Origin of the sequence: Sodalis sp. RH15 (assembly GCF_047324255.1) — a bacterium.
GTDB lineage: Bacteria > Pseudomonadota > Gammaproteobacteria > Enterobacterales > Enterobacteriaceae > Acerihabitans > Acerihabitans ligni.
In genome coordinates this window covers 5,108,315-5,133,802 of record NZ_CP178738.1, presented here as the reverse complement: position 1 = coordinate 5,133,802, position 25,488 = coordinate 5,108,315, and the positions used below count along the sequence as shown (strand labels likewise).

General features: G+C 57.5%; 21 protein-coding genes. 12 read left to right on the top strand and 9 right to left on the bottom strand.

Translation table 11 applies throughout. From position 1 onward, the window contains the following. Positions 1–127: 127 nt before the first annotated feature. The 7 genes from ACL2XO_RS23300 to ACL2XO_RS23270 form a co-directional block, all read right to left on the bottom strand. On the bottom strand, positions 128–1,102 hold the full coding sequence (locus ACL2XO_RS23300) for an ABC transporter ATP-binding protein (protein WP_413741597.1): 975 nt from the start codon (positions 1,100–1,102) through the stop codon (positions 128–130). Next, entirely contained in the window at positions 1,099–2,127 is a 1,029-nt protein-coding gene (locus ACL2XO_RS23295) for an ABC transporter ATP-binding protein (RefSeq protein WP_413741596.1), read from the bottom strand. Before ACL2XO_RS23295 ends, ACL2XO_RS23300 begins: the two co-directional genes overlap by 4 nt. Next, the gene (locus ACL2XO_RS23290) at positions 2,124–2,999 is read right to left on the bottom strand and encodes an ABC transporter permease (RefSeq protein ID WP_413725560.1); all 876 of its coding nucleotides are present in this window, start codon (positions 2,997–2,999) and stop codon (positions 2,124–2,126) included. Before ACL2XO_RS23290 ends, ACL2XO_RS23295 begins: the two co-directional genes overlap by 4 nt. Continuing rightward, entirely contained in the window at positions 2,996–3,916 is a 921-nt protein-coding gene (locus tag ACL2XO_RS23285) for an ABC transporter permease (RefSeq protein WP_413725559.1), read from the bottom strand. Before ACL2XO_RS23285 ends, ACL2XO_RS23290 begins: the two co-directional genes overlap by 4 nt. Before the next feature lie 12 nt (positions 3,917–3,928). Further along, entirely contained in the window at positions 3,929–5,422 is a 1,494-nt protein-coding gene (locus ACL2XO_RS23280) for an ABC transporter substrate-binding protein (RefSeq protein WP_413741595.1), read from the bottom strand. A gap of 146 nt (positions 5,423–5,568) precedes the next feature. Next, positions 5,569–7,533, bottom strand: a complete 1,965-nt coding sequence (locus ACL2XO_RS23275) for a hydantoinase B/oxoprolinase family protein (RefSeq protein ID WP_132925665.1) — start codon at positions 7,531–7,533, stop codon at positions 5,569–5,571. Between the two features lie 2 nt (positions 7,534–7,535). After that, the gene (locus tag ACL2XO_RS23270) at positions 7,536–9,587 is read right to left on the bottom strand and encodes a hydantoinase/oxoprolinase family protein (RefSeq protein ID WP_413741594.1); all 2,052 of its coding nucleotides are present in this window, start codon (positions 9,585–9,587) and stop codon (positions 7,536–7,538) included. A gap of 492 nt (positions 9,588–10,079) precedes the next feature. Here ACL2XO_RS23270 and hutC point away from each other — a divergent pair, with 492 nt between their 5' ends. From hutC to ACL2XO_RS23240, 6 genes are all read left to right on the top strand, one after another. Continuing rightward, positions 10,080–10,883: a histidine utilization repressor gene (gene hutC, locus ACL2XO_RS23265; protein ID WP_413725555.1), complete on the top strand. Its 804-nt coding sequence runs from the start codon at positions 10,080–10,082 to the stop codon at positions 10,881–10,883. A gap of 484 nt (positions 10,884–11,367) precedes the next feature. Beyond that, positions 11,368–12,210, top strand: a complete 843-nt coding sequence (locus ACL2XO_RS23260) for an ABC transporter substrate-binding protein (RefSeq protein WP_203523979.1) — start codon at positions 11,368–11,370, stop codon at positions 12,208–12,210. 34 nt (positions 12,211–12,244) lie between these two features. Further along, positions 12,245–13,042: an amino acid ABC transporter permease gene (locus ACL2XO_RS23255; protein WP_413741593.1), complete on the top strand. Its 798-nt coding sequence runs from the start codon at positions 12,245–12,247 to the stop codon at positions 13,040–13,042. Continuing rightward, positions 13,032–13,826, top strand: coding sequence for an amino acid ABC transporter ATP-binding protein (locus tag ACL2XO_RS23250; protein ID WP_413725553.1), 795 nt, complete (start codon positions 13,032–13,034; stop codon positions 13,824–13,826). The genes ACL2XO_RS23255 and ACL2XO_RS23250 overlap by 11 nt, the downstream gene beginning before the upstream one ends. Positions 13,827–13,856: 30 nt before the next feature. Then, entirely contained in the window at positions 13,857–14,816 is a 960-nt protein-coding gene (locus tag ACL2XO_RS23245) for a DUF3830 domain-containing protein (protein ID WP_132925672.1), read from the top strand. Positions 14,817–14,928: 112 nt separating this feature from the next. Continuing rightward, positions 14,929–15,738, top strand: a complete 810-nt coding sequence (locus ACL2XO_RS23240) for a phytanoyl-CoA dioxygenase family protein (RefSeq protein ID WP_413725552.1) — start codon at positions 14,929–14,931, stop codon at positions 15,736–15,738. On the opposite strand, the gene ACL2XO_RS23235 is transcribed toward ACL2XO_RS23240, so the two are convergent. Further along, a complete protein-coding gene (locus ACL2XO_RS23235) occupies positions 15,735–16,508 on the bottom strand; it encodes an IclR family transcriptional regulator (protein WP_413741592.1) in 774 nt (257 codons plus the stop codon). The genes ACL2XO_RS23240 and ACL2XO_RS23235 overlap by 4 nt on opposite strands. A 290-nt stretch (positions 16,509–16,798) precedes the next feature. Between ACL2XO_RS23235 and ACL2XO_RS23230 the strand changes: the two genes are divergently transcribed. The 5 genes from ACL2XO_RS23230 to ACL2XO_RS23210 all read left to right on the top strand — a co-directional run bounded on the left by ACL2XO_RS23230 (position 16,799) and on the right by ACL2XO_RS23210 (position 22,270). Further along, on the top strand, positions 16,799–17,569 hold the full coding sequence (locus ACL2XO_RS23230; protein WP_132925678.1) for an IclR family transcriptional regulator: 771 nt from the start codon (positions 16,799–16,801) through the stop codon (positions 17,567–17,569). A gap of 90 nt (positions 17,570–17,659) precedes the next feature. Then, positions 17,660–18,844, top strand: a complete 1,185-nt coding sequence (locus ACL2XO_RS23225) for a CaiB/BaiF CoA transferase family protein (protein WP_132925680.1) — start codon at positions 17,660–17,662, stop codon at positions 18,842–18,844. An 8-nt stretch (positions 18,845–18,852) separates the two neighbouring features. Continuing rightward, entirely contained in the window at positions 18,853–19,632 is a 780-nt protein-coding gene (locus ACL2XO_RS23220) for an enoyl-CoA hydratase/isomerase family protein (protein ID WP_413741591.1), read from the top strand. 143 nt (positions 19,633–19,775) lie between these two features. Further along, the gene (locus ACL2XO_RS23215) at positions 19,776–21,053 is read left to right on the top strand and encodes an MFS transporter (RefSeq protein WP_132925684.1); all 1,278 of its coding nucleotides are present in this window, start codon (positions 19,776–19,778) and stop codon (positions 21,051–21,053) included. A 140-nt stretch (positions 21,054–21,193) separates the two neighbouring features. Next, a complete protein-coding gene (locus ACL2XO_RS23210) occupies positions 21,194–22,270 on the top strand; it encodes a glycoside hydrolase family 88 protein (protein WP_203523971.1) in 1,077 nt (358 codons plus the stop codon). Positions 22,271–22,808: 538 nt separating this feature from the next. On the opposite strand, the gene queG is transcribed toward ACL2XO_RS23210, so the two are convergent. Continuing rightward, a complete protein-coding gene (gene queG, locus ACL2XO_RS23205; protein WP_413741590.1) occupies positions 22,809–23,948 on the bottom strand; it encodes a tRNA epoxyqueuosine(34) reductase QueG in 1,140 nt (379 codons plus the stop codon). Between queG and nnr the strand changes: the two genes are divergently transcribed. Beyond that, positions 23,947–25,461 carry a bifunctional ADP-dependent NAD(P)H-hydrate dehydratase/NAD(P)H-hydrate epimerase gene (gene nnr, locus ACL2XO_RS23200; RefSeq protein ID WP_413741589.1) on the top strand — a complete coding sequence of 505 codons (1,515 nt, stop codon included), beginning with the start codon at positions 23,947–23,949 and terminating at the stop codon, positions 25,459–25,461. The two genes, queG and nnr, sit on opposite strands and share 2 nt — an antisense overlap. Positions 25,462–25,488: the final 27 nt, after the last annotated feature.

The window sequence follows — 25,488 nt, the reverse complement described above, 5'->3', positions numbered from 1 at the left end:
ACGCCGCCGTAAAAAGGGGCGTCATAATCATGACAGGATTATTGTATATACAATATAATTTTATGTATATACATTTGTGGTTTGAAACGACAACCGGCATTAGGAACCGGGGCTGTTTTACCTCGCCTTACAGCTCTTCCCGGACAAAATGTCCCGGCGATACTTCGCGCATATAGCCGGCGGTCAACCTTCCGGCGGGGGTTGGGCTATAAAACGTCCGCTTTTTACTGCGCTCCAGGGCCGGATCGGCTTCCAGGGTGGCGCTAAGCAGAGCCTGGGTATAGAGATGGCGCGGGTCGTTGAAAATGTCCTCCACGGAACCGGTTTCCACAATCATGCCGCGCAGCATCACCGCGACCCGATGGCAGATATGGCGGACCATGCCCAGATCGTGGGAAATAAACAGGTAAGAGAGTCCCTGTTCATCCTGCAACTGCTGCAGCAGGTTGATTATTTGCGCCTGAATGGAGACATCCAGGGCGGTAATCGGCTCATCCGCCACGATTAACCGGGGCGACAGCGCCAGCGCCCGGGCGATACAGATGCGCTGGCGCTGGCCGCCGGAAAATTCATGGGGATATCGATGGATATGGCTGTTGTCCAGCCCCACCTTGGCGAACAGCGCCTCTACCCGCTGCTCTAAAGCCTGTCGGGGCTGTCTTCCCTCGTGGATAATAATAGGGTCCGCCACAAACCGGCCGGCGGTCATGCGGGGGTTGAGGGCGGAGTAAGGGTCTTGAAAGATGATCTGCATAACTCTGCGCAGCGGCCGCAGCTCGCTTTGGCCGAGCTGCGCCAGATCCTGTCCCTCAAGCAGAACCCGGCCGCCGGTGGGTCGTTCCAGCTGCATCAGGCAGCGCGCCACGGTGCTTTTCCCCGATCCGGATTCGCCCACCAATCCCAGGGTTTCTCCTTTCGCCAGGGAAAAGCTCACGCCCCCCACCGCGGTGAACACCCCGCGCCGGCCGAACCACGGACTATTGACCGGATACTCTTTGCTTAAGCCCTCAACCTGCAATAGCGGCGGCCGGGCCGGGGGCGATGGGGCGTGGCTCGTAGCCTGCCTTTCTATTGCCGTAGCGGGCGGCGGGGCATGGTTCATGGGTTATTTTCCTGTTGTTGTTCCAGACAGCGGGGCAGATCGTACCAGGCGGCCACCCGGTGCTGCGGCGCTACGTCGGACACCGGTCGCAGCGGCGGCATTTCCAGATGGCAGCGCGGGGTGGCGAAGGGATTGCGCGGCGCAAAGGGATCACCCGGCGGCCGCAGGGCCGGGTTGATGGGTTGCCCGGCGATTTGAAACAGCGGTTCCCTGGGGCGCTGGCCGCGTTTGGGCAGGGATTGCAGCAGTGCCCAGGTATAGGCGCTATAGGGCTGGCCGAAAACCTGTTCCACCGGCCCCGTTTCCATGATTTTACCGGCGTACAGCACCTGTACCCGGTCCGCCATGGCGGCCACCACCCCCATATCATGGGTGATCCAGATAATGGACATCCGCATCTCGTCGCGCAGATCCCGAATCAACTGGATAATCTGCGCCTGGATGGTGACATCAAGGGCGGTGGTGGGTTCGTCGCCGATCAGCAGCTTCGGCTTGCAGGCAATGGCCATGGCGATCATGGCGCGCTGGCGCATGCCGCCGGAAAACTGGAACGGGTACTGCCTGATCCGTTCAGCGGCATCGGGAATGCCCACCAGCCCCAAAAGGTCGACGGCATGCCGGCGCGCCTTGCCGTAGCTCATGCCCATATGATGCACCAGGGGTTCCGCCAGCTGGCGGCCAATGGTCAGCACCGGATTGAGGGAGGTCATCGGCTCCTGGAAGATCATGCCTATCTGGCCGCCGCGGATCTCCCTGAGCGCTTTAGGGGACAGGGTCAACAGGTCTTTGCCCTGGAACAGCACTTCCCCCTGAATCCGCCCGCCCTTGCGCAGGGGCAGCAGTCCCAGCATAGCCAGGGCCTGCATGCTTTTACCGCTGCCGCTCTCTCCCACGATGCCCAGAGTCTGATGGTAGTCCAGATCATAGCTGATATCTTCGATGATACGCACCGGGGGCCGTCCCCGTTTGGCGGGTACCTCAACGGTGAGATTACGCACTTCCAGCAGCGGCGGCATAGGCTTCATTCTCCGGTGGAATGCAGTTTGGGATCAAAAAAATCGCGCAGCCAGTCACCGACAAAGTTGGCGCTCATCACCGTTAATACGATAGCCAGCCCCGGAAAGGTGGTGACCCACCAGGCGGTGGCGATATAGGTGCGCCCTTCCGCCAGCATTCTGCCCCAGCTCGGCCAGGGCGGCTGAACGCCCAGCCCCAGAAAGCTTAAACTGGCTTCCAGCAAGATAACCCGGGAAAACTCCAGCGTGGCGATAACCAGGATCGGGGTGAGAACATTCGGCAGCAGATAATAGCGCAGGATATGCCAGGGTCCCGCTCCCACGGCGGTGGCCGACAGGACAAACTCCTGGCGCCGCAGGGCCAATACCTGGCCGCGCACCAGGCGGGCGTAGCGGATCCAACTGGTAAGCGCCAGCACGATAATCAGATTGCCCAGGCTGGGCCCGGCGGCGGCGATAACCATCAGCGCCAGCAAAATCAGCGGGATGGAAAGCTGCATATCCACTAAACGCATCAATACCCGATCGGTGATACCGCCGGCATAGCCGGAGATCATGCCCACCAGCACGCCCACCACCCCGCCCATCAGCACCGCGGCGCAGCCCACGGTAATGGATACCCGGCTGCCGAACAGCAGGCGGCTGAACATATCCCGTCCCAGTTGATCGGTGCCCAGGGGATGGGACGACAGCGTGAAAAACCGATAGGAGGGCGGCTTTAACCGCTGTAAAAGATTGCCGTGCACCGGGTCGGGCAGGGGCAGCAGATACGTGCTCAATGCCCCCAGCAGCAGCAGGAGCAGCACCACCCAGCCAATCAGGCCGATTTTGCTGGCCGCCAGGCTGCGGCCCAGGCTTCGCAAGCCGTCAGCCCTGATCATGGGGATTGCCTCACGCGCGGATCCAGCAGGCTGTACAGCAGGTCCACCGCCAGGCTCACCAGTAAAAACAGGCCGGACACCACCGCCACCCCCGCCTGGATCAACGGGAAATCCCGGTTAGCCACCGCCTCGACGATAAGCCGGCCCACCCCCGGCCAGGAAAAAATGGTTTCCACCACCACCGATCCCCCCAGCATCTCCCCCACCAGCAGCCCGCTCATGGTCACCACCGGCAGGACGGCGTTGCGCGCCATATGCCAGCTGATAACCGTTCGCGGCGGCAGGCCCTTGGCCCAGGCGGTGCGCACATAGTCCTCGCCCATGACCTCCAGCAGGCTGGATCGAAACAGGCGGGCGATATTGGCGGCGATGAAAATCGACATGACGGCGGTGGGCATCACCAGATGCAGCGCGCTGCCGGTGCCGCCGGTGGGCAGCCAGCCCAGGTGGACTGAAAACAGCAGGATCAGCATAATGGCCAGCCAGAACGCCGGAGTGGCCTGCCCCAGCATGGCCAGGGTGAGCACCAGAAATTCCCAGACGGAGTTGCGGTACAGGGCCGCCGCCAGGCCGGCCAGGCAGCCTATCGCCAGGCCGAACAGGGCGGAGAGCGCCGTCAGCGCCAGGGTGGCCGGCATGCGTTCCAGCACCACCTGCAGCGCCGGGCGCTGATAAAAAAAGGAGGTGCCCAGATCCCCCGACAGCACATGGCGCAGGAAACCGAGATATTGATCCAGCAGCGGGCGCTGCAACCCCAACTGCTCCCGCATGGCCTGGAGGTCGGCGGCGCTGGCGCCCTGGGGCAGCAGCAGCGATACCGGATCCCCCAGCATGCGCGATACCAGAAAGATGATGGTCACCAGGCCGAACAGGGCAATCAGCACTTCCACTACTCTGGACAGAATATATTTAGCCACGCGGGTCGCCTGTTATTTTGCCACTAAATCATCGACGCGGACCCAGTCATCGCCCCGGACTTTCCAACTGAATTTATTAGACGTGGCGTAGGTCAGGGGCTGGTTGAACAAAAACACCACCGGGGCCTGATCGCGCATCCGCTCCGTCGCCTGCTGGTAATAGACGATGCGCTTTTGCTTATCCACCGTTGAACGGGCTTTCAGCACCAAATCGGCAAATGCCGGGTCTTTCCAGTACGCGCCGGGATCGGTGGGCAGATAGAGCCCCAGCAGACCGTCGGCATCCAGGGTCGGCCAGGCCTGGCCCAGGAAGGAGGCCTGGCCCATATCGCCGCGAGTATAGGCATTGGACCAGTTGGCGTATTCCATCTCCTTGATTTTCACATCCAGCCCCACGTCCTGCAATTGGGCGGCGATGATCTGGCCGATTTCCTGGCTCAGCAAATAGCGTCCCAGCGGAACCTGCAGTTCAAACGAGATGGGCTGCGGCAGGCCCGATTGGGCAATGAGCTGCCGGGCTTTGTCCGGGTCGTAAGGATAGGGCTGCAGCTTATCGTTGTAGCCGAAGTACATGGGGGACAATAGCTGGCCCTTGCTCATGGCCCCGTGGCCGTTATAGATGGCATCGATAATCCCCTGGCGGTCGATGGCGTAATTCATCGCCTGGCGCAATTTCAGGTTATCGGCGAAGGGCTTTTTCAGGCTGTTGAGCTTGATTATCATGGCGCGGCTGCTTTCACCCCAGCCAGCATGGGCCACACTGCTTTTATTGATCCGGTCGATGTCGGTGGGCGGAATATCCAGCGCCAGGTCAAGCTCGCCGGACAGCAGCGCCGAAACCCGCACCGCCGGTTCGCTGATCATGCGGAAAATCACCTGGTCGTGGGCGGCTTTCGGGCCGAAATAATGCGGATTGGGCGTCAGCACCACCCGCTCCCCCGGCACGTACTGCGCCAGCTGGTACGGTCCGCTGCCCATGGCTTCGCGGCCGGGATCGTGGGCGGCGGTCCAGGTGGGCTCCATCAGGAAAAACATGCTGAGCTGGGCAATCAGTCCCGGAAAGGGCGCGCTGGTGACAATTTTCACTTCGTCGGGGGCCACGACGTCCACATGGTCAATCAGGCTGTACCACTCCTTCACCCGGGTTTTATGGTTGGGATCGAGCAAATGGTCAAAATTCCATTTCACCACCGCCGCATCCAGAGGTTTGCCGTTGGTAAACAGGATGCCGGGGCGCAGCTTGATATCCCAGGTCCGATCGTCCATCGCTTTCCACGACGTAGCCGCCACGCCGATAATGCTCAGGTCGGCATTGCGCACCACCAGGGGGGTATAGATATGGCTGATGACGCTCAGATCCGTCTGCACCACGGTGGCCTGCTGGGGATCGAGAGTGGTCAGCCCGGCGGATAGGGCGATATTTACCGTATCCGCCAGTGCGCTTGCCGGCACGGCGTTGAACATCATCAAGGCGAAAAGCCAGCCCCGCATTCTTAATGTATGCATGCCGGATTTACCCACGGGCGCTAACAAGATTTGCCTAAGCAGATGACGCATGTCTGGTCTCCAACAAGAGAAAACATCACTATAAGGCTATAAAAAACCATTTTTTATAACCGCTGGCCCGGGGATGCGGGCAGAGCCCTATTCATTCAATGCATCTTTAGATACTGCAACTCTTCGTCAATAACCCGGTTCATCAGCGGCAGCGTCACCGGCCGGTTCTCCGCCGTCAGGCGCTTGATCACCGCCAGGCGCAGCGGCTGGCGAACGTTCCGCTCCTGCTGCAACAGACCGGCCGCCAGCGCCCCGCGGATTTCCCGCGGCCAGACAACATCCAGCTGATCCCGGGCGCTGCCCAGCGTCACCCGGCTTTGATCGGGGATATGGCCGGCCCGCAGCCGATGGGTGGCGGCGTCGTCAACGCGGCCCTCGTCATCCACCGCAACGCCGTAGCTGCTCCTGGCATTGAAGGGCGTCACCAGCCCGCGGCGCACATCGCGGGCAATAAGCGCCGGGTCGCGCAGGAACGGATCGCCGAAGCCGCCGCCGGCGGGGGAGGTGAGACGCACCACGTCATGGCGTTTCATCTTCAAGACATCGATCTTGCCCAGGTTGCGTTCATCGTCGGTACCGGGATTGAGCACCACCGATCCCAAATGGCCGCACTGGCCGCCGCGGGCGCCCCAAGGACGAAAATAAAAGCGATTCATGCCCCGCACCGTCATTACCGCCTCCGGCCCGGTATTTTCCAGCTCCAGGGCAATGGCGGCGCCGCTCTGCCAGCGGCCGGGGGCCTGGCTGTCGGTAACCAGGGCATAGCGTTTGACCCGTATTACCGTTTCGGCTTCGATAATTTCGGCGGGCACGGTGCGCAGATAGCCGGAGCGGGAATCCACGCCGTCGGTGCCGTCGATGCCGAAGCGTCCGCCGCCGCCGCCGCACAGGGGATTGATGACGCTGACACGGTTGCCGTCGCCGCGGGGATCTTTGGCGGAGACGACAATCACCCCCGACATGCCGGGGCCGGCGGCGGTCAGCCCGTCCGGCAGCGCGGCGTTCAGGCAGCCCAGAATCACGTCGTAGACCCGGGTGCTGGTGGTGACGCGGGAACCGCCCGCCGCCGGAAATTCGGCATTGATGATGGTCCCGCGCGGGGCGATGACCTCCAGCGCCCGCAGCAGGCCGGAGTTACGCGGCGCTTCCGGTTCCAGGGTCAAAATGTAATAGATAAACGCCTGCAGGGTATAAGGATGGGCGCGGGCGCCGGTGACATAATTAAAGGCCGCCGCCACCTGCGGGTCTGTGCCGCTGAAGTCGAACACAATGTGTTCGTCGCTGACGCGCATCACGGCGTTGATATGAATAAAATCCCCTTCCGTCATGCCTTCGATATAATCCGCAAAGGGGTAGTCCCCGTTGGGAATGCGGCGAATGACCTCGCGGGTCTTCACCTCGGACAGGGCCAGGGAAGCATCCATCCCCGCCCGCACCTGCTGGATGCCGTAGCGCCGGCATAATTGATTCAGCCGGTTATCCATACTGGTGAGGGCTGAGATCATCGCCTGGAAATCCCCCCACAGCTCATCGGCAATACGGCTGTTATCGATAAAAATGTTGCGAATGGCCGTATCCAGCTGGCCGCGCTTGTAGAGCTTGGTGGGCCTGACCCGCAGTCCTTCCTGGAACACCTCGGTAAAGGCCGGTGAAATGCTGCCCGGCACCGCGCCGCCGATATCGGAGGCGTGGACAAACGACCAGGCCAGGGCGATAAGTTCATTGCCGAAAAAAATCGGCCGAACCATGGAGACATCCATAATATGCGTCACCATGCCGTCGGTGCTGAACGGATCGTTGGTAATGATGCAGTCGCCCGGCTCCAGATTTTCCAGGCCGATGCCCGCCAGTCCGCCGGCTACCGACAGGCCGATAAAGGCATTGACGCCGGAATGGCTGGGGTAGGCGAACACCTCCCCTTGAGGCGTGGCCAGGGCGCACTGGAAATCCTGCACCAGCTTGACGAAGGTGGTATGGGCGGTGCGATACAACGTGACCGACGCTTCTTCGACGATGGCGTTAAAGCGGTTATTCATGATAACGGTTTGTATGGGATCCACGGTCAACGCTCCTGCATCATAAAAAGGGCGCCGTCGGGCTGCACCCGGGCGGTGAAATGCTGTGGAACCAGTACTGTCGCGTCGCTCTGGCTGATGATACAGGGTCCAAAAACGCTCGCGCCGACGCCGAGGCCTGACCTGGCATAGACCGGGCAGTGGTCGAAATGCGCGGCGCCGATGTGCAGCCGCCGGTGGCCGCAGGGACTCGGGGCGGCAACGGATTTCAACTCCGCCGGCGCATGGCTGCCGGGGGTAGCCAGCGCGCCGCGGATACGCACCCGTAGTTCGATAAATTCCACCCGTCCCTGGGGATCGGCATGGGCATGCAAACGCAGATGCTCGCCGTGAAAGGCGCTAACGACCATCTCGGTGGTCATGTGGTCCGGCGCGTCGGCGGCGATTTTCACCGGTATCTGAAATGATTGGCCGCGATAGCGCAGATCCGCCCAGTATTCCAGCACGATGGCCTCTATATTGGCCCCATCGGTCTGCCGCGCCAGCCATGCGCCGGCCTCATCCTGCAAGGCGGTGAAAACCTGCCGTAACCGGGTGGTGTCCATGGCCCCCTGTTGCACAATGGCCACCACGTCGTGGGTCAGCTCCGCCACCACGCCGCCCACGGCGCAAAAAACCGAAGGGGTATTGGGCACGATAAGGGAGGGGATACCGATTTCCGCCGCCAGCAGCGGTCCGTGGATAGCGCCGTTGCCGCCGAACGTCACCAGGGTGACATCCTGAGGGTCAACGCCGTGGCGGGCCAGGTAGGGCAAGACGCTGGCCACCATATTGGAGGTGGCGATGGAAATCGCGGCGCTGGCCGCACCGGTCACCGTCTCCCCCATGCGTTGGGCCAGGGGCATAAACGCCTGATGGGCCGCGTCCCGATCCAGGATCATGGCGCCGCCGAGAAAGGCATCGGCGGACAGGTAGCCGCACAGCAGGTAGGCATCGGTGACGGTGGGCCGGTTTCCTCCCCGGCCGAAGCAGGCGGGTCCGGGCCAGGCGCCGGCGCTCATCGGGCCGATACGGAATACCGGTCCGTCAAAGCGGCCGATGGAACCGCCTCCCGCCCCGATGGCTTCAATGCCGGTCACCGGCATGGTAAGGGGAAACTCGCCCACTTCCGTCTGATCCACTACCGCCGCCATGCCCTCGCGGATCAGGGAAATATCGGTGCTGGTGCCCCCCATATCCATGGTGAGATAGTGCCGTTCCGGCGCGGCGCGGGCCATCAGCTGCGCCGCCGTGACCCCCGAGGCGGGGCCGGAAAGCAGGGTATGCACCGGGAAATCCCGCGCTTCCCGCGCCGACATGGCGCCGCCGTTGGAGCGGGTGATAAACAGCTGCACGTGCCGCAGGCGGCTGGCGAGATAGCATTCAATCTGCTGCAGATAGGAGGACATGCAGGGTTTAACGTAGACGTTCAGCAGCGCATTGATGGCCCGTTCATACTCTCCCGGACGCGGCCAGACATCACTTGACAGGCAAACATCCAGCTCCGGCGCCAGCCGGTTAATCAATGCGCGGGTCTGCTGTTCATGGGCGGGATTCTGGTAACTGTTCATAAAGGCGACGGCTATGCCCGTCATGCCGGCGGCGCGCACCTGTTCAACGGCCCGGGCCACCGAATCCGCCGACAGCGGTTCAACGATAGCGCCGTCCGCCCCCAGGCGTTCCCCTATTTCAAAGACCTGGTGGCGTTCAATCAGCGGCAGCCTGCGCGTGCCCAGCAGATTGGTGGGATCAATCAGGCGCAGCCGCTGCAATTCCAAAATATCCCGAAATCCCTGGGTAACCAATAGGGCCACCGGCGGCTGGGAGCGTTCAATCACCGCATTGGTGCTGACGGTTGTGCCGTGCATTATCACCACGGGCTCTTGCGGCCCGATGGCCAGTTCAGCCAGCAGTTTTTCAAATCCGTCCTGAAAACCCCGGGCGAAATTCGGCGGGGTGGAGGGTACCTTAAAGGATTGCCAGTGTTCCTGCTGCCCGCCGCTGCGCCAGACGACGAAATCGGTGAAGGTTCCGCCGATATCAACCCCTATTCTTATCATCCCGTTCACCCGTCAATCGCGGTTTCCCTTAATCCGCAGGAAAGATAAGGGAAAAGCTGGTTTTAATTGATTGGTATATACCATATAATATCAAGGGGGGAAGTAAAGCCCGCACAGACGAAAATCACGGCTTTCTGCATAGGATAATCCTATGATAAATACGCGTTAAAACAGGGGATTATTTTTCCCACCGGCGGCTTTTACGCTGACGCTAACGGCGTTCTAATTTTGTATATACATAAAGTAGGCGAGTTTTAACGGCAGGGGATTAATAAGAAAAAGAAATGCCTGCCCCGGCGAAAAGCCTGTGCCGGGCACCGCCTAACAGCGGTTAAAGATGATAGGATGTTTTATCATCTTCCGGTGCCATGTCCGGCGCTACGTGCAACCGTTCGGCGTTAAGCCTTGGCGGATGGGTGTGTGTTTTGGCTGTATGATATCGCTTATCATTATTTTGCAAGTTATTGAACAAGCTATTGAAAAAGGGACGTTATGGACCAAAATAGACCCAATACCACTAAGCCCTCGCTGTCGGAACCCGAGTCCAAGAGTGAAACCATCAGACGCGTCCGGGTCAAACCCTTGCCGATTCATCAGAGTATTCAGAGCGATATCAAAAATAAAATTCTGAGTAACGAGTGGCATCCCGGCGATCGTGTACCCACCGAACAGGCGTTGATGGAGATTTACAACTGCTCGCGCATGACGGTAAACAAGGCGCTTTCAACGCTGGTGGCGGCGGGGATGATTGTCCGCAAGCGCAGGAAGGGTTCGTTTGTGGCCATGCCCAGGGTGGAAGAACCGCTGCTGGCTATCCAGGATATCCGCGCCGAGGTGCTGGCCACCGACGGAATGTATAGCTTTACGCTGCTGTATCGCGGCATCCGTACCATCACCGATGCGGTGGAGGCCACCCATATCGGTATCCCGGTTAATGCCCGCATGCTGTGCATTGATGTGATGCATTACGCGGATAATCTGCCGTTCGCCCTGGAAGCGCGCCAGATAAACCTGGCGGTGGTGCCCGAAGCGGCGGAAGAGGAGTTCACCGATATTCCGCCGGGAAGCTGGCTGCTAAGCAATATCCCCTGGTCGGAAGGGGAGCACTCCTTGCGCGCCATTTCCGCCGATGACGTCCTGGCCAGGCAGCTCTCCGTATCCCCCGGCACCGCCTGTATCTCCATTGCGCGCCGAACCTGGCTGTCGGGTGAATTAATCACCTTTGTGCGTCTCATCTATCCCGGCGAGCGGCACCGCTTTCTGGTGCGCTTCGGGCCCGGCCCGAACCCGGCCTGATAGCCGTTTACCTCATCCCGAACAACGGCTTTTTCATCGGCAGGTCGCTGCCAAGACGCCGTCCGCGGGCATGAAAAACGCCCTGCCGGGCTCGGGCGGATACCGCCGCCATCCTGCCGCCGCCCCAGTTCCTTTTTAGGGCTACTCCCTTTATCACCCCCCGCTGCGCTTAACACCCCATGGTCTCTTCCTTGCCCGCTCCGTACCGCCCATCGCCGGGCAATTCACTGAATATCGGTTATAAATGGATAGGTATATTCATAAAAATATAAATATATTAGTTATATATCAATTGGTTGATAAAAATTATAGTTTTTCACGTCCAATTCAACCATACAATTATCTTATTTGTATATACATATATTGACGACCGCGCACGCTGGCTGTATGTTGCTGATAGTGAGTAACGGAAGTGTTAACAGCCCGGATGCCATTCTCAAAAAACAATCGTTCTTAATGCGAACAAGACCTGCGGGAGAATAGGGTGAATAAAAAGCAATTGTTTATCGGTGCGGCGTTGAGCATGTCGTTGTCCATGGCATCGCAGTTCGCCTTTTCAGCGGTTACCGCTCCGGCTGACATCAAAGCCAAGGGGCAGCTGACTTTTTGTTCCGACCTGGAAAACCCGCCGGCTGAAGGAATGGCGGAGGATGGTAAAACCCCAAGCGGCGTCGCGGTGGATATCATGAACGCGCTGGGCCCGTTGATGGGGGTTAAGACGCATATCGATAATTATCAGTTTTCCGGTATTTTTGCCGCGCTGGATACCGGTAAATGCGATTTGGTAATGGCGAGCCTGGGTAAAACCCCGGAGCGGGCCGAACGCTACGGGCTGATTGATTACTGGCGGGTAAAATCCGGACTGCTGGTGACCAAGGGCAATCCGCTTAAATTCCACACCTTTGAAGATCTCTCCGGCCGGCGGGTAGCCGCTTTGCTGGGCAGCCGCAACGAAACGGTGGTTAAACAGTTCAGCGACCAGCTGGTAAAAGAGGGCAAACCCGGCATAACCCTGGTATCCCTGGGCACCAATGTCGCCGCTTTCCATGATTTGCTGCTGGGGCGGGCGGATGCCATGGTGGGGGATAATGTGGTGATCAATTTCTATATGTCCAAGGCGCCGAATAAATTCCAGACCGTGGACATGCCGGTACCCGCCAAGACCTGGGTCATCGCCACGCTTAAAAATAATACCGCCCTGCGGCAGGCCGTCCAGGCCGGCATAGACGAGTTGAATACCTCCGGCGCCATGACGAAAATCGTCAAAAAATGGGGTATCGATAAAGGCGTTGATCTCTGCAGCAGCAGCCACCCCTGTGCCGATTAAGCGATCATGATATTCGTTCGGTGAGGATAAAAACGTGTTCACACATATTCAGCTGCAGTTCAATACGGGTTTTTTCCTTAATTTTGTCTTTCACCCGCAACCCGTTTTATTGGAAGGGCTGGTGTTGACCGTTATTGCCGCCATCGTCGCGCAATTGATCGGCATGGCGCTGGGTATCTTGCTGGCGGTGTCCGGAATGAGCCGCTTTTTGATATTCCGGTCATTGAATCAGCTATATATCTGGTTTTTTCGCGGCACCCCGGTATTGGTTCAATTGGTGCTGATTTATTTCGGCCTGCCCTATTTATTGGGCTTTGATCTCTTTCCTTCGGTATTAAGCCTGGGGCCGCTGGCTGTTTCAGGGGCGCTGGTGGCAGGCATATTTTCTTTCGGTCTGCACGAGGCCGCCTACATGAGTGAAATTACCCGTTCGGGAATTATATCTATCGACAAAGGCCAGTCGGAAGCGGCCAAAGCGCTGGGGATGACCCCCGGATTATTGATGCGAAAAATTATTTTGCCACAGACTATTCCGGTCATATTTCCCGCGTTGGGCAATCAGTTTAATAACATGCTTAAAACCACCGCGCTGTTAAGCATTATCGGCGTGTCGGAAATGTTCCGCGTCGCGGAGCAATTGCAGGCGGCGACCTTTATGACCTTCGAAGTGTATTTAGGCGTGTCGGTATATTATTTATTGCTGACCGCCGGCTGGACCCTTATCCAGATGCTGCTGGAAAGAAATATGATCCGGCATTTATCGGCAAAAACTGTCAAGCGGGCCAAAAATACACCCACAAATCAGCTGGCGGAGTTGGCCGATGAGTCTTGATGAGCTGTCTACGCCGTCCGATGCGGTGGTTTGCCGTGATGTGATGAAATTCTATGGCGAGACGCCGGTGCTGCGCAACGTGTCGTTAACGGTGAAAACCGGTGAAACATTGGTGATTATCGGTCCGTCGGGTTCAGGTAAAACCACGTTGATCCGCTGCATCAATCATCTGGAAAAAATTCAGCAGGGCACCATTCATGTGGGGGGCACCCTGATTGGCTACCGGCTAAAAAACGGTCGGCTGATTGAGGACAGCGAGAAAAATATCGCCCTGCTGCGCCGCCGCATCGGCATGGTATTTCAGCGCTTTAATTTATTCCCTCACATGACCGCCCTGGAGAATGTCATGCAGGCGCCGGTAAGCGTATTGCATCAGGATAAACCGCAGGCGGAGCGCCGGGCGATGGAATTATTGGCACGGGTGGGGCTGGGAGACAAATTAACGCACTACCCATCGCAATTATCCGGCGGCCAGCAGCAACGCGTCGCCATTGCCCGCGCGTTGGCAATGAATCCGGAGGTAATGCTGTTTGATGAACCCACCAGCGCCCTGGATCCGGAAATGGTGGGGGAAGTGCTGAGCGTTATGCAGGGCTTGGCCTCACAAGGGATGACCATGATAGTCGTGACCCATGAAATGGAATTCGCCCGCAATGTCGCCGATAGGGTGGTCATTATGGATGGCGGGGAAATTATTGAACAAGGGCCGCCGCAAAAAATATTCACCTCGCCGGACAATCCCCGTACCAGGATATTTTTGAATAAGGTTTTGCATAAAATATAACCATGATCTAATGACAGATGAGGTGTGAAGATGGGACGTTTGATCGATATTAGCTGGCCATCCCTGGGTGTGACCGTGGTGGCCGAATTAAATGATGAAAAAAACCCGGAGTTGTGTGAAGAGTTCTGGCAGCATTTGCCGTTCAAGATTTTACAGGCGCATCCGGTGGTATCCGGCGCGTCCATGTATGCCTGGACGCCGATTGTCAGCAGCGCGCCAGTACATCATCGTGAATTGATCACCGATTGCCCGGTGGGCCGGCTGCGTTATTCCCAGTCAACCGGCAATAAAATGTCCATTCAGTACGGCGTGGGGCTGGAGCCGCTGGCGCAGCCGGTGCTGGGACAGGTATTGCAGGAGTATTGCCATTTATTGCCCGACGTGGGTAAAGCGGTATGGAATAATCTGTTCTGGCAAAAAGACTTATTATTCGTTGAGGTATCGGCCCATGATAAAGCGGCCCATCCCGGCGTACCGAAAGCCGTCAACGTAACCTCCGACGTGGCGAAAACCTTTTTAGCCGAAGCCGAGCGTATTTCATTAACCGAGCCTGAGGATTTACGGGATATTCGCCTGGGCCGCGTGGAATCAACGGGCACCTACGGGCAGTATTTTACCGCCTGGGATTTCGCCAACGGCATGCTGCGCGATTATATCATGTATACCATGTATCCGTTGCTGACCTTGAGCAATAGGCTGTCCCTGGAAGATTTCTCCACCACGCTGAATGAATTCGATGTGCCTTATTCCAGCTATCTTGGCGTCAGCGGATTATATAAATTGGAAGAATTCGCCGGGTTATTGCGTCCCGCTATCGCCGCCGCTAAAAGTAAAGAAGAGGTGCAGGAACTGCTGCGGGCTTTCCTGAAATACGGCAACCGGCTGTGCGCCTGGTCTTATCAATATTTCCCCTGGTATCTGGGCATGTTCTATAACCGCCAGCTGGGCGGCCAGGAATTCCCGGGGCGCTGGAATCCGGAAAAGGTCTGAATATAGATTAATCGAGCGGAAGAGTATTCCGCTAACCCTGGCATACTTCTACTTGCAGGCGCGCTGGCTTGCCCGCAGCTTGAATTATCCAGGGTATATTTCCCATGGAGATATGATGATTGACATTTCCCCCCATGACAAAGAGGCATTCGCCCGCGACGGCGCGGTGATTATCCGCGGCGCATTCTCAAGGCAATGGCTGGATATCGTTGAACAGGGTATCGACTATAATATCGCATTCCCCAGCGATCATGGCCGTTATACCGATCCTGACACCAAAACGTTTTTTCAGGATAGCGACAACTGGCGGCGCATTGAACATTTCCAGGATTTTGTCTTTCATTCACCGGCCAAAGAGATAGCCGCCGCCCTGCTGGGTTCTTCAAAAATCAATTTTCTGCACGATCACGTTTTGTCCAAGCAGCCCGGCGCCTCGCAACGCACGCTCTGGCATCAGGACCAACCCTATAGCCCGGTGGACGGCAGGGATTTTTGCACAATCTGGCTGCCCATTGACCCGGTGGCCAATGAAACCGCATTGGAATTTGTCGCCGGTTCCCACCGTTGGGGAAAATGGTTCCGTCCGCAGGTGTTCGCCACCGGCGAGCTGCGGCCCGGCGACAACGAACAGTGGGACATACTACCCGATATTGAAGGGCGCCGCGGCGACTACCCCATTCTCCGCTGGGCCCTAGAGCCCGGCGATTGCCTGGTATTCCATGGGTTGACCCTGCACGGCGCCGCCGGCAATTTTACGCCGCTGCCGCGACGGGTGCTGTCCACGCGCTGGACCGGCGATGACGCGGTATTCCGTCGGCGCAGCGGGAAGATGTCTCCCCCAGAGCCGTCCCACGACGGTCCAAAGAACGGCGGCGTGCTGGATTGCCCGGCATTCCCGGTGGTCTGGCGGGCCGGCGGCTAATACATCGCCGCAGCATGCAGCCCGCCGGTGCCGAGGAACTTGACGATCTCTTCTTTGGTCTGCTGCAGCGCGGGCAGATATTGTTCGATGCGCGCATCGGTCATATGCCTGACCGTGCCGGAAATGCATATGGCCAGCGGCACCTTGCTGGCGGCGGCGATGATCGGCACCGCCACGCCCCGCAATTCAGGTTCGGCCTCTTCATCATCGATGGCGTAACCCGCACGGGCAATCTGTTCCAGGGCGGCGAACAGCCGGCTGCGCGTGGAAATGGTATGGGCGGTGCGGGTCGGCAGCTCTTCTCGGGGATAGAGTTCCAGCAGGCGTTCACGGGACAGGCTGGAGAGCATGCATTTACCGGTGGAGGTACAGTGCGCAGGCATGCGCAGGCCTTCGGCAATGGAGAAACCATAAAAATCCTGCGTGGTGACGCGCGACAGATAAATCACATCCTGATCCGTAAGCGTCGCCAGCTGAACCGTCTCCTCCACCTGTTCACTGAGCTTTTTCATCCAGGGCAACACCACCGCATGGGTGACGATACGCGACTGATAAAGCATCCCCAATTCATAATTGACGTGACCTAGGGAATAAAGCCGTGATTTTTCATCCTGCTGCAGCAGCTTTTCCGCCTCAAGGGTTTTCACCAGACCGTGCACGGTGGTTTTGCTCAGCCCCATAAACTGGGACATTTTGGCAATGGAAAGTTTTTCGTGCTGTTGAAATAACTTCAATATGGCACAGGCCCTGGCTACGCTTTGAATGGTCATGTTATCTCCCAAGAATTTCTGCATTATAACAATAACCTCCGTTAAATACAGACGGCATGCTTTCTGTGTCGGTTCGGCCTGGCGCCGGGGCCATGGGGGAACGGCATCGTCAGGGAAAGCGGTCCGGCAGGCGCATGCGCTCCCGAACCCGCGCCCCGGTAAACAAGTGACTTTATTTTGACCACAATCACAGATCCGAGATGCCGATGGTAAAACGACTGGTAAATAGACTTGGGGAGATGTAAATAGAATGTACGGTAATACGGAACGCAGTTCGGAAAAATGGCTTTATGAATAAAACGGTGGAACGCGCCATCCTGGCCCTGGAATACATCGCGAAAAGTAAACAGCCGGTGACCATGGCGGATGTGCGCAATGCGCTGGGACTCCCGAAAAGTACCGCTTCGGAGATTCTTAATACATTGATTGATATGGATATTCTAAAGATCGGTAATCAGGATTACGCCACGCTGTCGGCGGGAACCCGGCTTTATGAGATTAGCGCCAGCTTTATCGGCAAAAACGATTTAATCACCGTCAGCAGCGAAGCCGGCGTCGCATTGGCGAAAGAAACGGGCAAAATGGTTTGCATGTCGCTGTTCAACGGCGACGAGATTGTACCGTTCGAGAAGATAGGCGGCGTGGAGCCGATGCAGCCACAGCTTAACACCATGCCGAAGTTTTCCCTGCGGGAGAGCGCCAGCGGTAAGGCGATTCTCGCCGCCAGCCGGCAGGATCGTCTGCAGTGGCTGCTGGATAAAAACAGCGCTCCGGGGGATGAGGATAGGGGCGCGGGCATTTTCGCCGAGCTGGCGCAGGTCGCCGCCAGCGGGTACGCCATAAGCCACGAGCTGCCGGAGCTGTGCTCCATCGCCGCGCCGGTTTTACAGGCCGACGGTGTGCCGCTGGTATCTTTATGCATTATTGATTTTACGTTCAGACTGGATGCCGCAGAACAGCGGCGGTTAGGCAATAAAATCGAAGTGGCGGCGCTGGGGGCATCGCGGCAAATGGGCTACAAAGGCCTGCGTCTTTACCAGGAACCGCGGAATTTCAATTAATCACCATCACTGACGGTCATCCCATTGGCGGTGATTTGATGTGTAATATTACCGAACCCCGTTCGATAATATAGAACAAAGGAAACGTATATGTTAGAAGGCGTCAAGGTATTGAGCTTTACCCACTATTTGCAAGGGCCCTCCGCAGCGCAAACGCTGGCGGATTTAGGCGCCGATGTGGTGAAAATCGAGTCGCCGAAAGGGGCCTATGAACGATCCTGGTCAGGGTGCGATACCTACCTCAACGGCGTCAGCGTGTTTTTCCTGCTGGCAAACCGCAACCAGCGCGCCATGGCCATCGACCTCAAGTCCGCCGAGGGTCGGCAGATTATTTACGATCTGCTGCAAGAGTATGACGTGATTATCGAAAACTTTAAGCCGGGGGTGATGGACCGTCTCGGCCTGGGATATGAGGATATCCGCAAAATCAATCCCCGTATCGTCTACTGTTCCTGTACCGGCTACGGCTCCAGCGGACCGAAAGCGAAGGAGCCGGGCCAGGATTTGATGGCGCAAAGCATCAGCGGGCTGGCCGCCCTTAATGGTCCCGGTTCGCATCCGCCGATGCCGGTGGGGACCGCTCTGGTGGATCAGCATGGCGCCGCGCTGGCGGCGCTGGGCATCATCGCCGCCGTTTTCCACCGCGAAAAAACCGGGCAGGGGCATAAGGTGGACGCCTGCCTGCTGCACTCGGCGCTGGATCTACAGATTGAGCCCCTCAACTATTTCCTCAACGGCGGCAAACTGACGCCCCGCGCGGATACCGGGCTGTCCAGCCGTTTTCACCAAAGCCCCTATGGTATTTACGCCACCGCCGACGGCTACATTACGCTGTCGCTGACCCCCTTTGACAAACTGAGCGCGGCCTTCCGTCCGGGAGCGCTGGAGGGATTCACCGCCGCCGACCAGATGTCGGCGCGCCTTGATTTCGATGCCCGCGTCGCGTCGGAAATGCTGAGCAAAAGCACGGCGGAATGGCTGGCTATTTTCAAGCGGGAGGGGATATGGCATGCGCCGGTGAATGAATATGCGGATGTGGTGGAAGACGAACAGGTGAAGTACAACCAGGCCTTTATCGAAATGGAACATCCGGTGGCCGGCACGGTGCGGGTGCTGGGCCACCCGAATCAGTATGACGGACAGCCGCTGCCGCTGCGCCGCCTCCCCCCCGAACTGGGTGAGCACAGCGCGGAAATACTCGCCGAACTGGGCTACAGCCAGGAGGTTATCCGCCGGCTTATTTCAGACAACATTATATCGGTTAACAAACACTGAGGCATATTATGACCACAAGCGACTCCCTTGTTACATTGGAAATAAATAACGCCGTTGCGCTGCTGACATTAAATAATCCGCCACTTAACCTGGTAACCCTTTCTCTGTCCAGGGAATTACGATCTTTATTGAAGCAGCTGGATCGGGACGACGATGTGAGAGTAGTGGTATTAACCGGTTCGGGAAAAAAAGCATTTTGCGTTGGGTCCGATATCAAAGAATTCCCGGAAGTCTGGGATGACGTTATCAGTAAAAAGCTGCAGAAAGAAAATGAAACCTTTAATGCCATTGAATTTCTGAATAAACCGGTCATTGCCGCCTTGGAAGGCGTGGTCTGCGGCGGTGGCTTTGAAATGGCCATGGCCTGCGATATGCGAATTCTATCCGACAGCGGGAAAATCGCCCTGCCGGAAATCAATTTGGGCGTCTTCCCCGGCAGCGGCGGATTATTCCGCTTGCCGAAGCTGGTGGGGACGGCAAAGGCCATGGAATTGATGATGACCGGCAGCTTTGTCGAGGCAAAGCGCTGCCTGGAATGGGGCATGGTCAATCGTCTGGCGCCGGCGGGCACCACGGTGGAAGCGGCGCTGGAGCTGGCGCGGGAAATTGCGCTGAAACCTTTTGAGGCCATAAGATTAATAAAACAGGGCGTACGCGCCATCGGCATGCAGTCTACGGAACACTGCTTTTATCAAAATCTGCGGTTCAGCCAGGAAATTTTCCAAACCAGGGATTGTGCGGAAGGCGTAGCGGCTTTTTTAGAAAAAAGAGAGGCGAAATTTCTATAAAAATAAATACTCTTTGACATTACGGTAGGGTGGCCGGCATTAATGCAGGCCATCATAATAATGACAATTCAACGATACGTATTGACTTAAAAATAAAGCAATTAATTTCGGTGCCTACATAAATCCTATTGAGGTAAGTCAAGATGAACAAACTGCCTGTACGCCGTTGGCTCTATTTAATGCCGACGATATTTATTACTTACAGCCTGTCTTACCTTGATAAGGCTAATTACAGTTTTGCCTCCGCCGCCGGCATCGGTAACGATCTGGGTATTAATCCCTCTCTGGCGTCTTTGATAGGAGCACTTTTTTTTCTGGGTTATTTTACCTTGCAAATACCGGGCGGGATGCTGGCGGAAAAGTGGAGCGTGCGCAAGCTGCTGACCTGGAGCCTGGTGCTGTGGGGGATCTGCGCCACGTTAACCGGGCTGGTGACCAATATCACCTCGCTGATTATTATCCGTTTCGCCCTTGGGGTGGTGGAAGCCATTGTGACGCCGAGTCTTTTGATCTTGGTATCACGCTGGTTCACCCATTCCGAACGCTCCAAAGCCAATACGCTGTTCCTGCTCGGTAACCCGGTTACCGTATTGTGGATGTCCATTCTTTCCGGCTGGCTGGTGCAAAACTGGGGATGGCGCCATATGTTCGTGGTGGAAGGCATTCCCGCCGTCATCTGGGCGGTGGTGTGGTGGGTGGTTATCCGCGACAGGCCGGAGCAGGCCAACTGGCTGAGCAAGGAAGAGAAAGCGGCGGTGATAAGCGAACTGGCCAATGAGCAGCAGCATAAAGAGACCATGACCAACTGGGGACAGGTTTTCCGTTCCGCCAACGTTATCAAGCTGGCGGGCTGGATGTTTTTCCAGAGTATCGGTTTTTACGGTTTCCTGATGTGGCTGCCCTCCATTCTGCACTCCGGCGCCATCTCCATGGCCCAGACCGGCCTGCTGTCCTCGCTGCCGTACGGCCTGGCGGCGATATTAATGATGATTGCCGCCTGGCTGAGCGACAAATATCAAAAACGGGTGGGTTTTGTCGCTTTCCCGATATTGATAGCCGGCTGCTGTTTCCTGCTGCTGCCGTTCCTCGGCACGAACCATTTCTGGCTCTCTTACCTGCTGCTGGTGATTACCGGGGCCTGCCTTTATATCCCGTTCGGGCCGTTCTTCGCGCTGGTGCACGACGTATTGCCGGCGTCCATGGTGGGCGGCGCCGGCGGGATGATCAACAGCATGGCCGCGGTGGGGGCGTTTATCGGCTCGTATCTGGTGGGCATGCTCAACAGCGTCACCCATTCAACCAATTCCTCCTATTTTATGATGTCGGCCTGCCTGGGTATCGCCGTGCTGTTTGCCTTGACCATCAAACCCAAAAAAGCCGCCGAAGCGGGAAAGTTAGCCGGTAATTCCAGCGTGGCGTAGCGTCGGGCGGCGCCGGCCGACGCAATTACCGCCGCCGGCACCTGCCAAAGTAAGCCCTGCAGGGGGGCATGATCCTGCCATCCCCTGCGAATCGGGTTCGTCCCGGTGAGAAAAAAATCAACTTATAACAGAGGAATAGTATGGACTGGCTGACGGCGGCAATCACTGGCTGCGTTGAGAAAGTGAAAAAGAGCAGCGTGACGTTTATCGATTTTCCCCATATTACCGAAAACGGCAAGTATATATTCACCCGGGACGGCGTCTGGACCGGCGGTTTTTGGGTCGGGCAGCTGTGGCTGTCGTATGGACACAGCGGCGATCCCGCGCTGCGCGCTGCGGCTGAACATTTTACCCAGCGTATTTTGCCCCGCGCCCAAGACAGCCGTAACCACGATTTGGGGTTTATGTTTTATCCCAGCGCCATTACCGGCTGGCGGATCACCGGCAATGAGTCCTGGCGCCAGGGGGCATTGGCCGCCGCCCGCAGTCTGGCGGCGCAGTTCAACCCGGCCGGCGGATATATTCCGGGCTGGGGATTTTTCGGCCAGGAGGAGTGGTCCGGGGCGGTGCTTATCGATACGCTGATGAATCTTCCCCTGTTGCTATGGGCGGCGGAACAAAGCGGTGAAGATAGGCTGCTGCAGGTGGCGAACCGCCATGTGGAGAAAACGCTGGCGAACCATCTGCGCGCGGATGGGTCGGTCTACCACCGTTTCCATTTCACCCCTGACGGACAGCCGGTGCGCGGCGATACCTGGCAAGGCCTGTCGGCGGACAGCGCCTGGTCGCGGGGCCAGGGGTGGGCGCTGACCGGCCTTGCCATCCTCGCCGGCCAGCGGAGCAATCCCCTGTGGCTGGCATCCGCCGTGCGGGTGGCCCGCTACATCATCGGCCATTTGCCCGCCGACGGTATTCCGCCCTGGGACTATCTTGACCCCGACAAAGAGGCGCCCAAGGACGCCTCGGCGGGAGCCATTAGCGCCTACGGACTGCTGCGTCTGTACCGCCTCACGGGTGAAGTGATGTTCAAGGACAGCGCGGTGAGCGTTCTGCACGCCCTGAGCCGCCACTGCATGCTGGATGACAATGAAGGCTTGCTGGCCCATGCCACCGCCGATTTGCCGCACGGGCTGGGTATCGATCAGGCCACGGCCTATGGCGATTATTATTTTCTCAAGGCGCTGCTGGAGCTTAAGGACGTGACTTTGTGTGGATAAAAAGGTCATTTCCGCCTTGGCGCCAGGTTGATTTATGCGCTACGCTTGTTGACTAAACAATAGGGCTGCTTATGTATTGGCGGCACAGATGCCACTGTCGCCATTTTTTTATGAAAATCCGGCTTGCCTGGGGCTTAAAACTAAAGGATAATGCCTTCCCCGGTTTTACCGGCCCTGGAAAACCCCCACGCTTTCAAGGGAGTAGGCATGCAACAAATGTATGTTTTCAAGGGGTGGGACTAGGAAATATCTTATTGACAATCCCCATGCTATTTTCCGCCTTATCGATTGCCCTTATTGAGCAAAAAAAAGGTTTTAAACAGACTTATCCACAACGCTGGCGGGCAATAATATTTTTTCCAAAATCGTGATGGCGACAGCATAAGATTTTAATCTATTGATATAGCAGATATTTTTCTCTTAAAAAACTTTTTCTGTATTGCTTGTCTTTTTTGTGTCAATTGATTGTCAAAGGTTTTTTTATTTTATCCACAGTCCTTTAGTCTCTTGTTCGCGGGCAAATTTTACACATCGATTTTCATGCATCGCGCGCCAATCCTTTCTCAATTGCATTAATCAATCGCCGTTGCCGGGCCGGCTGCACATTGACCGTTGCGGCTTCTCGTTGTCGCAGTTGTCGTTCTATCGCCCAGGTAATGTGTTTATCCAATAAGGCATCGTTACCCAGACTTTCCTGCAGGCACAAAACGATGCTTTCCTCATAAGGTGCGTTGCCCAAGGCGACGGCGATGTTGCGTAACCAGCGCCAGTGGCCGATACGACGAATGGGCGATCCCTCGGTGGCCCGCAGGAACGTGGTTTCGTCCCATTTGTACAGTTCCAGCAGTTCCGGCGAGTGAAGCGCCGCGCGCGAGCTGAAGTCCTTTTCATCGGTTAACGCCGAAAAACGATTCCACGGGCAAATCAGCTGGCAGTCATCGCAGCCATAAATTCGATTGCCGATAAGCGGGCGCAGGTCCTCGGGGATTTCACCCTGCAGCTCAATGGTGAGGTATGAAATACAGCGGCGTGCGTCGACGGTATAGGGGGCGACGATCGCCCCGGTGGGGCAGGCGGTCATGCAGGCGACACAGCGTCCGCACCCATCCTGTTGGGGTTGGTCTACGGGCAGGGGTAAATTGATCAGCAATTCGCCGAGAAAAAACCAGGAGCCGGCTTCGCGGTTTAATATCAGTGAGTGTTTACCGACCCAGCCTATCCCGGCTTTGGCCGCCAGCGGGCGTTCCATTAACGGCGCCGAGTCCACGAAGGGACGGAATTGGACTTCTTGGCACCATTCGCGAATTTTATTGCCCAACTGTTGAAGACGATGGCGCAACACCTTGTGATAGTCGCGTCCCAGCGCATAACGGCTAACATAACCTAACCGGGGATTTTTCAGCGTGCGGGCAAAAGCGGCGTTGGCGGGGAGGTAATTCATTCTGACGCTGATGACGCGCAGGGTGCCGGGCAGGAGTTCATGCGGACGAGCGCGCAGACTGCCGTGGCGCGCCATCCATTCCATATCGCCGTGGTATTGGTTGTCCAGCCAGGCTTGCAGCACGGATTCATGAGCGGCAAGATCGGTATCGCAGATGCCGACCTGTTGAAAACCCAGAGCCAGACCCCACTCCTTGATGAGCCGGGTTAATTCTATCAAATCGAAAGGGTATGACATGGCGGACCGTATGAATAAAACAAACAAGTCAAGTTTACCACATTGCGCCTACTCCGCAGAATGGCTGAGGGGGTGGGAAGGTGAGGCCGCCAAACTGGCGGGCCTGTCGCTGTATCAATTAATGGAGCGAGCCGGGGACGCCGCCTTGCGCACCATAAACTGGTGTTATCCCTACGCCCGCCATTACCTGATCCTGGCCGGGCACGGCAACAACGGCGGCGACGGGTACGTGGCGGCCCGTCTGGCGGCGGCGCATGGGAAGGCGGTGACGGTAATAGAGTGCCCCGGCAGCCGGCCTTTGCCCGATGAAGCCCGACAGGCCCGACAGGCGTGGCTGGATGCCGGCGGCAGTATCGCCGGCGTGGATGAAGGGTGGCCGCCGCAGGTGGATGTGATCGTTGACGGCCTGCTGGGAACCGGATTGAAGGACGCGCCGCGGGAACCCTATACCGGGCTTATCCACAGGGCCAACGACCATGGCGCGCCGATAGTTTCCCTCGACCTTCCTTCGGGGCTGAACGCCGAAACCGGCGCGGCGCCGGCGGCGGTGATCAAGGCGGCGCACACCGTGACGTTTATCGCGTTGAAACCCGGTTTGCTCACCGGCAAAGCGCGCAGCGTCACCGGGAAATTACATTATGACGATTTGGGGCTGGGTAACTGGCTGCAACAGCAAACCCCGCTATTGGAACGGCTGACCGCCGACCTGCTCCCCCGCTGGCTAACGCCGCGGGATCCCTGCGCGCATAAAGGGGATAACGGCCGGTTGATGATTATCGGCGGCGATCACGGTTTATCCGGCGCCATTCGCATGACCGGTGAGGCGGCGCTGCGCACCGGCGCAGGTTTGGTGCGAGTGCTTACTCGCGAGGAGAACGTGGGTTCCCTGCTCACCGCGCGGCCGGAACTGATGGTTGAACCGCTTAACGACCAGTCGCTTCGCCAGGGTCTGGAATGGGCGGACGTCATTGTGATAGGTCCGGGTTTGGGGCAGTCGGAATGGGGTAAAAATGCGCTACGTATTGCGGAAAATTATGATAAACCCATGTTATGGGACGCCGACGCGCTGAACTTGCTGGCAATCAACCCGCAGAAACGTCACAATCGTATTGTCACGCCCCATCCCGGAGAAGCCGCGCGCTTGCTGAACAGCAAGGTCGGCGTGGTGGAAAGTGACCGCTTCCTTGCCGCCGCAAATATCGCAAAACGTTATGGCGGCGTGGTGGTGCTAAAAGGCGCGGGCACGCTGATCGCCGATGCCGGCGGCCAAACGTCCATTGCCGATGTGGGCAATGCCGGTATGGCCTCGGGGGGCATGGGAGATCTGCTTTCGGGCATCATCGGCGGTTTGCTGGCGCAGAAACTCTCGTTATATGATGCGGCGTGCGCCGGCTGCGTTATCCACGGCGCGGCCGCCGATTGGCTGGCGGCGGAAAAAGGCACGCGGGGCATGCTGGCCACGGATTTATTGCCCGCGTTATATCGATTTGTTAATCCTGAACATTTCGCCTGAAAAGCAGACCCTAAAATCAGATATAGA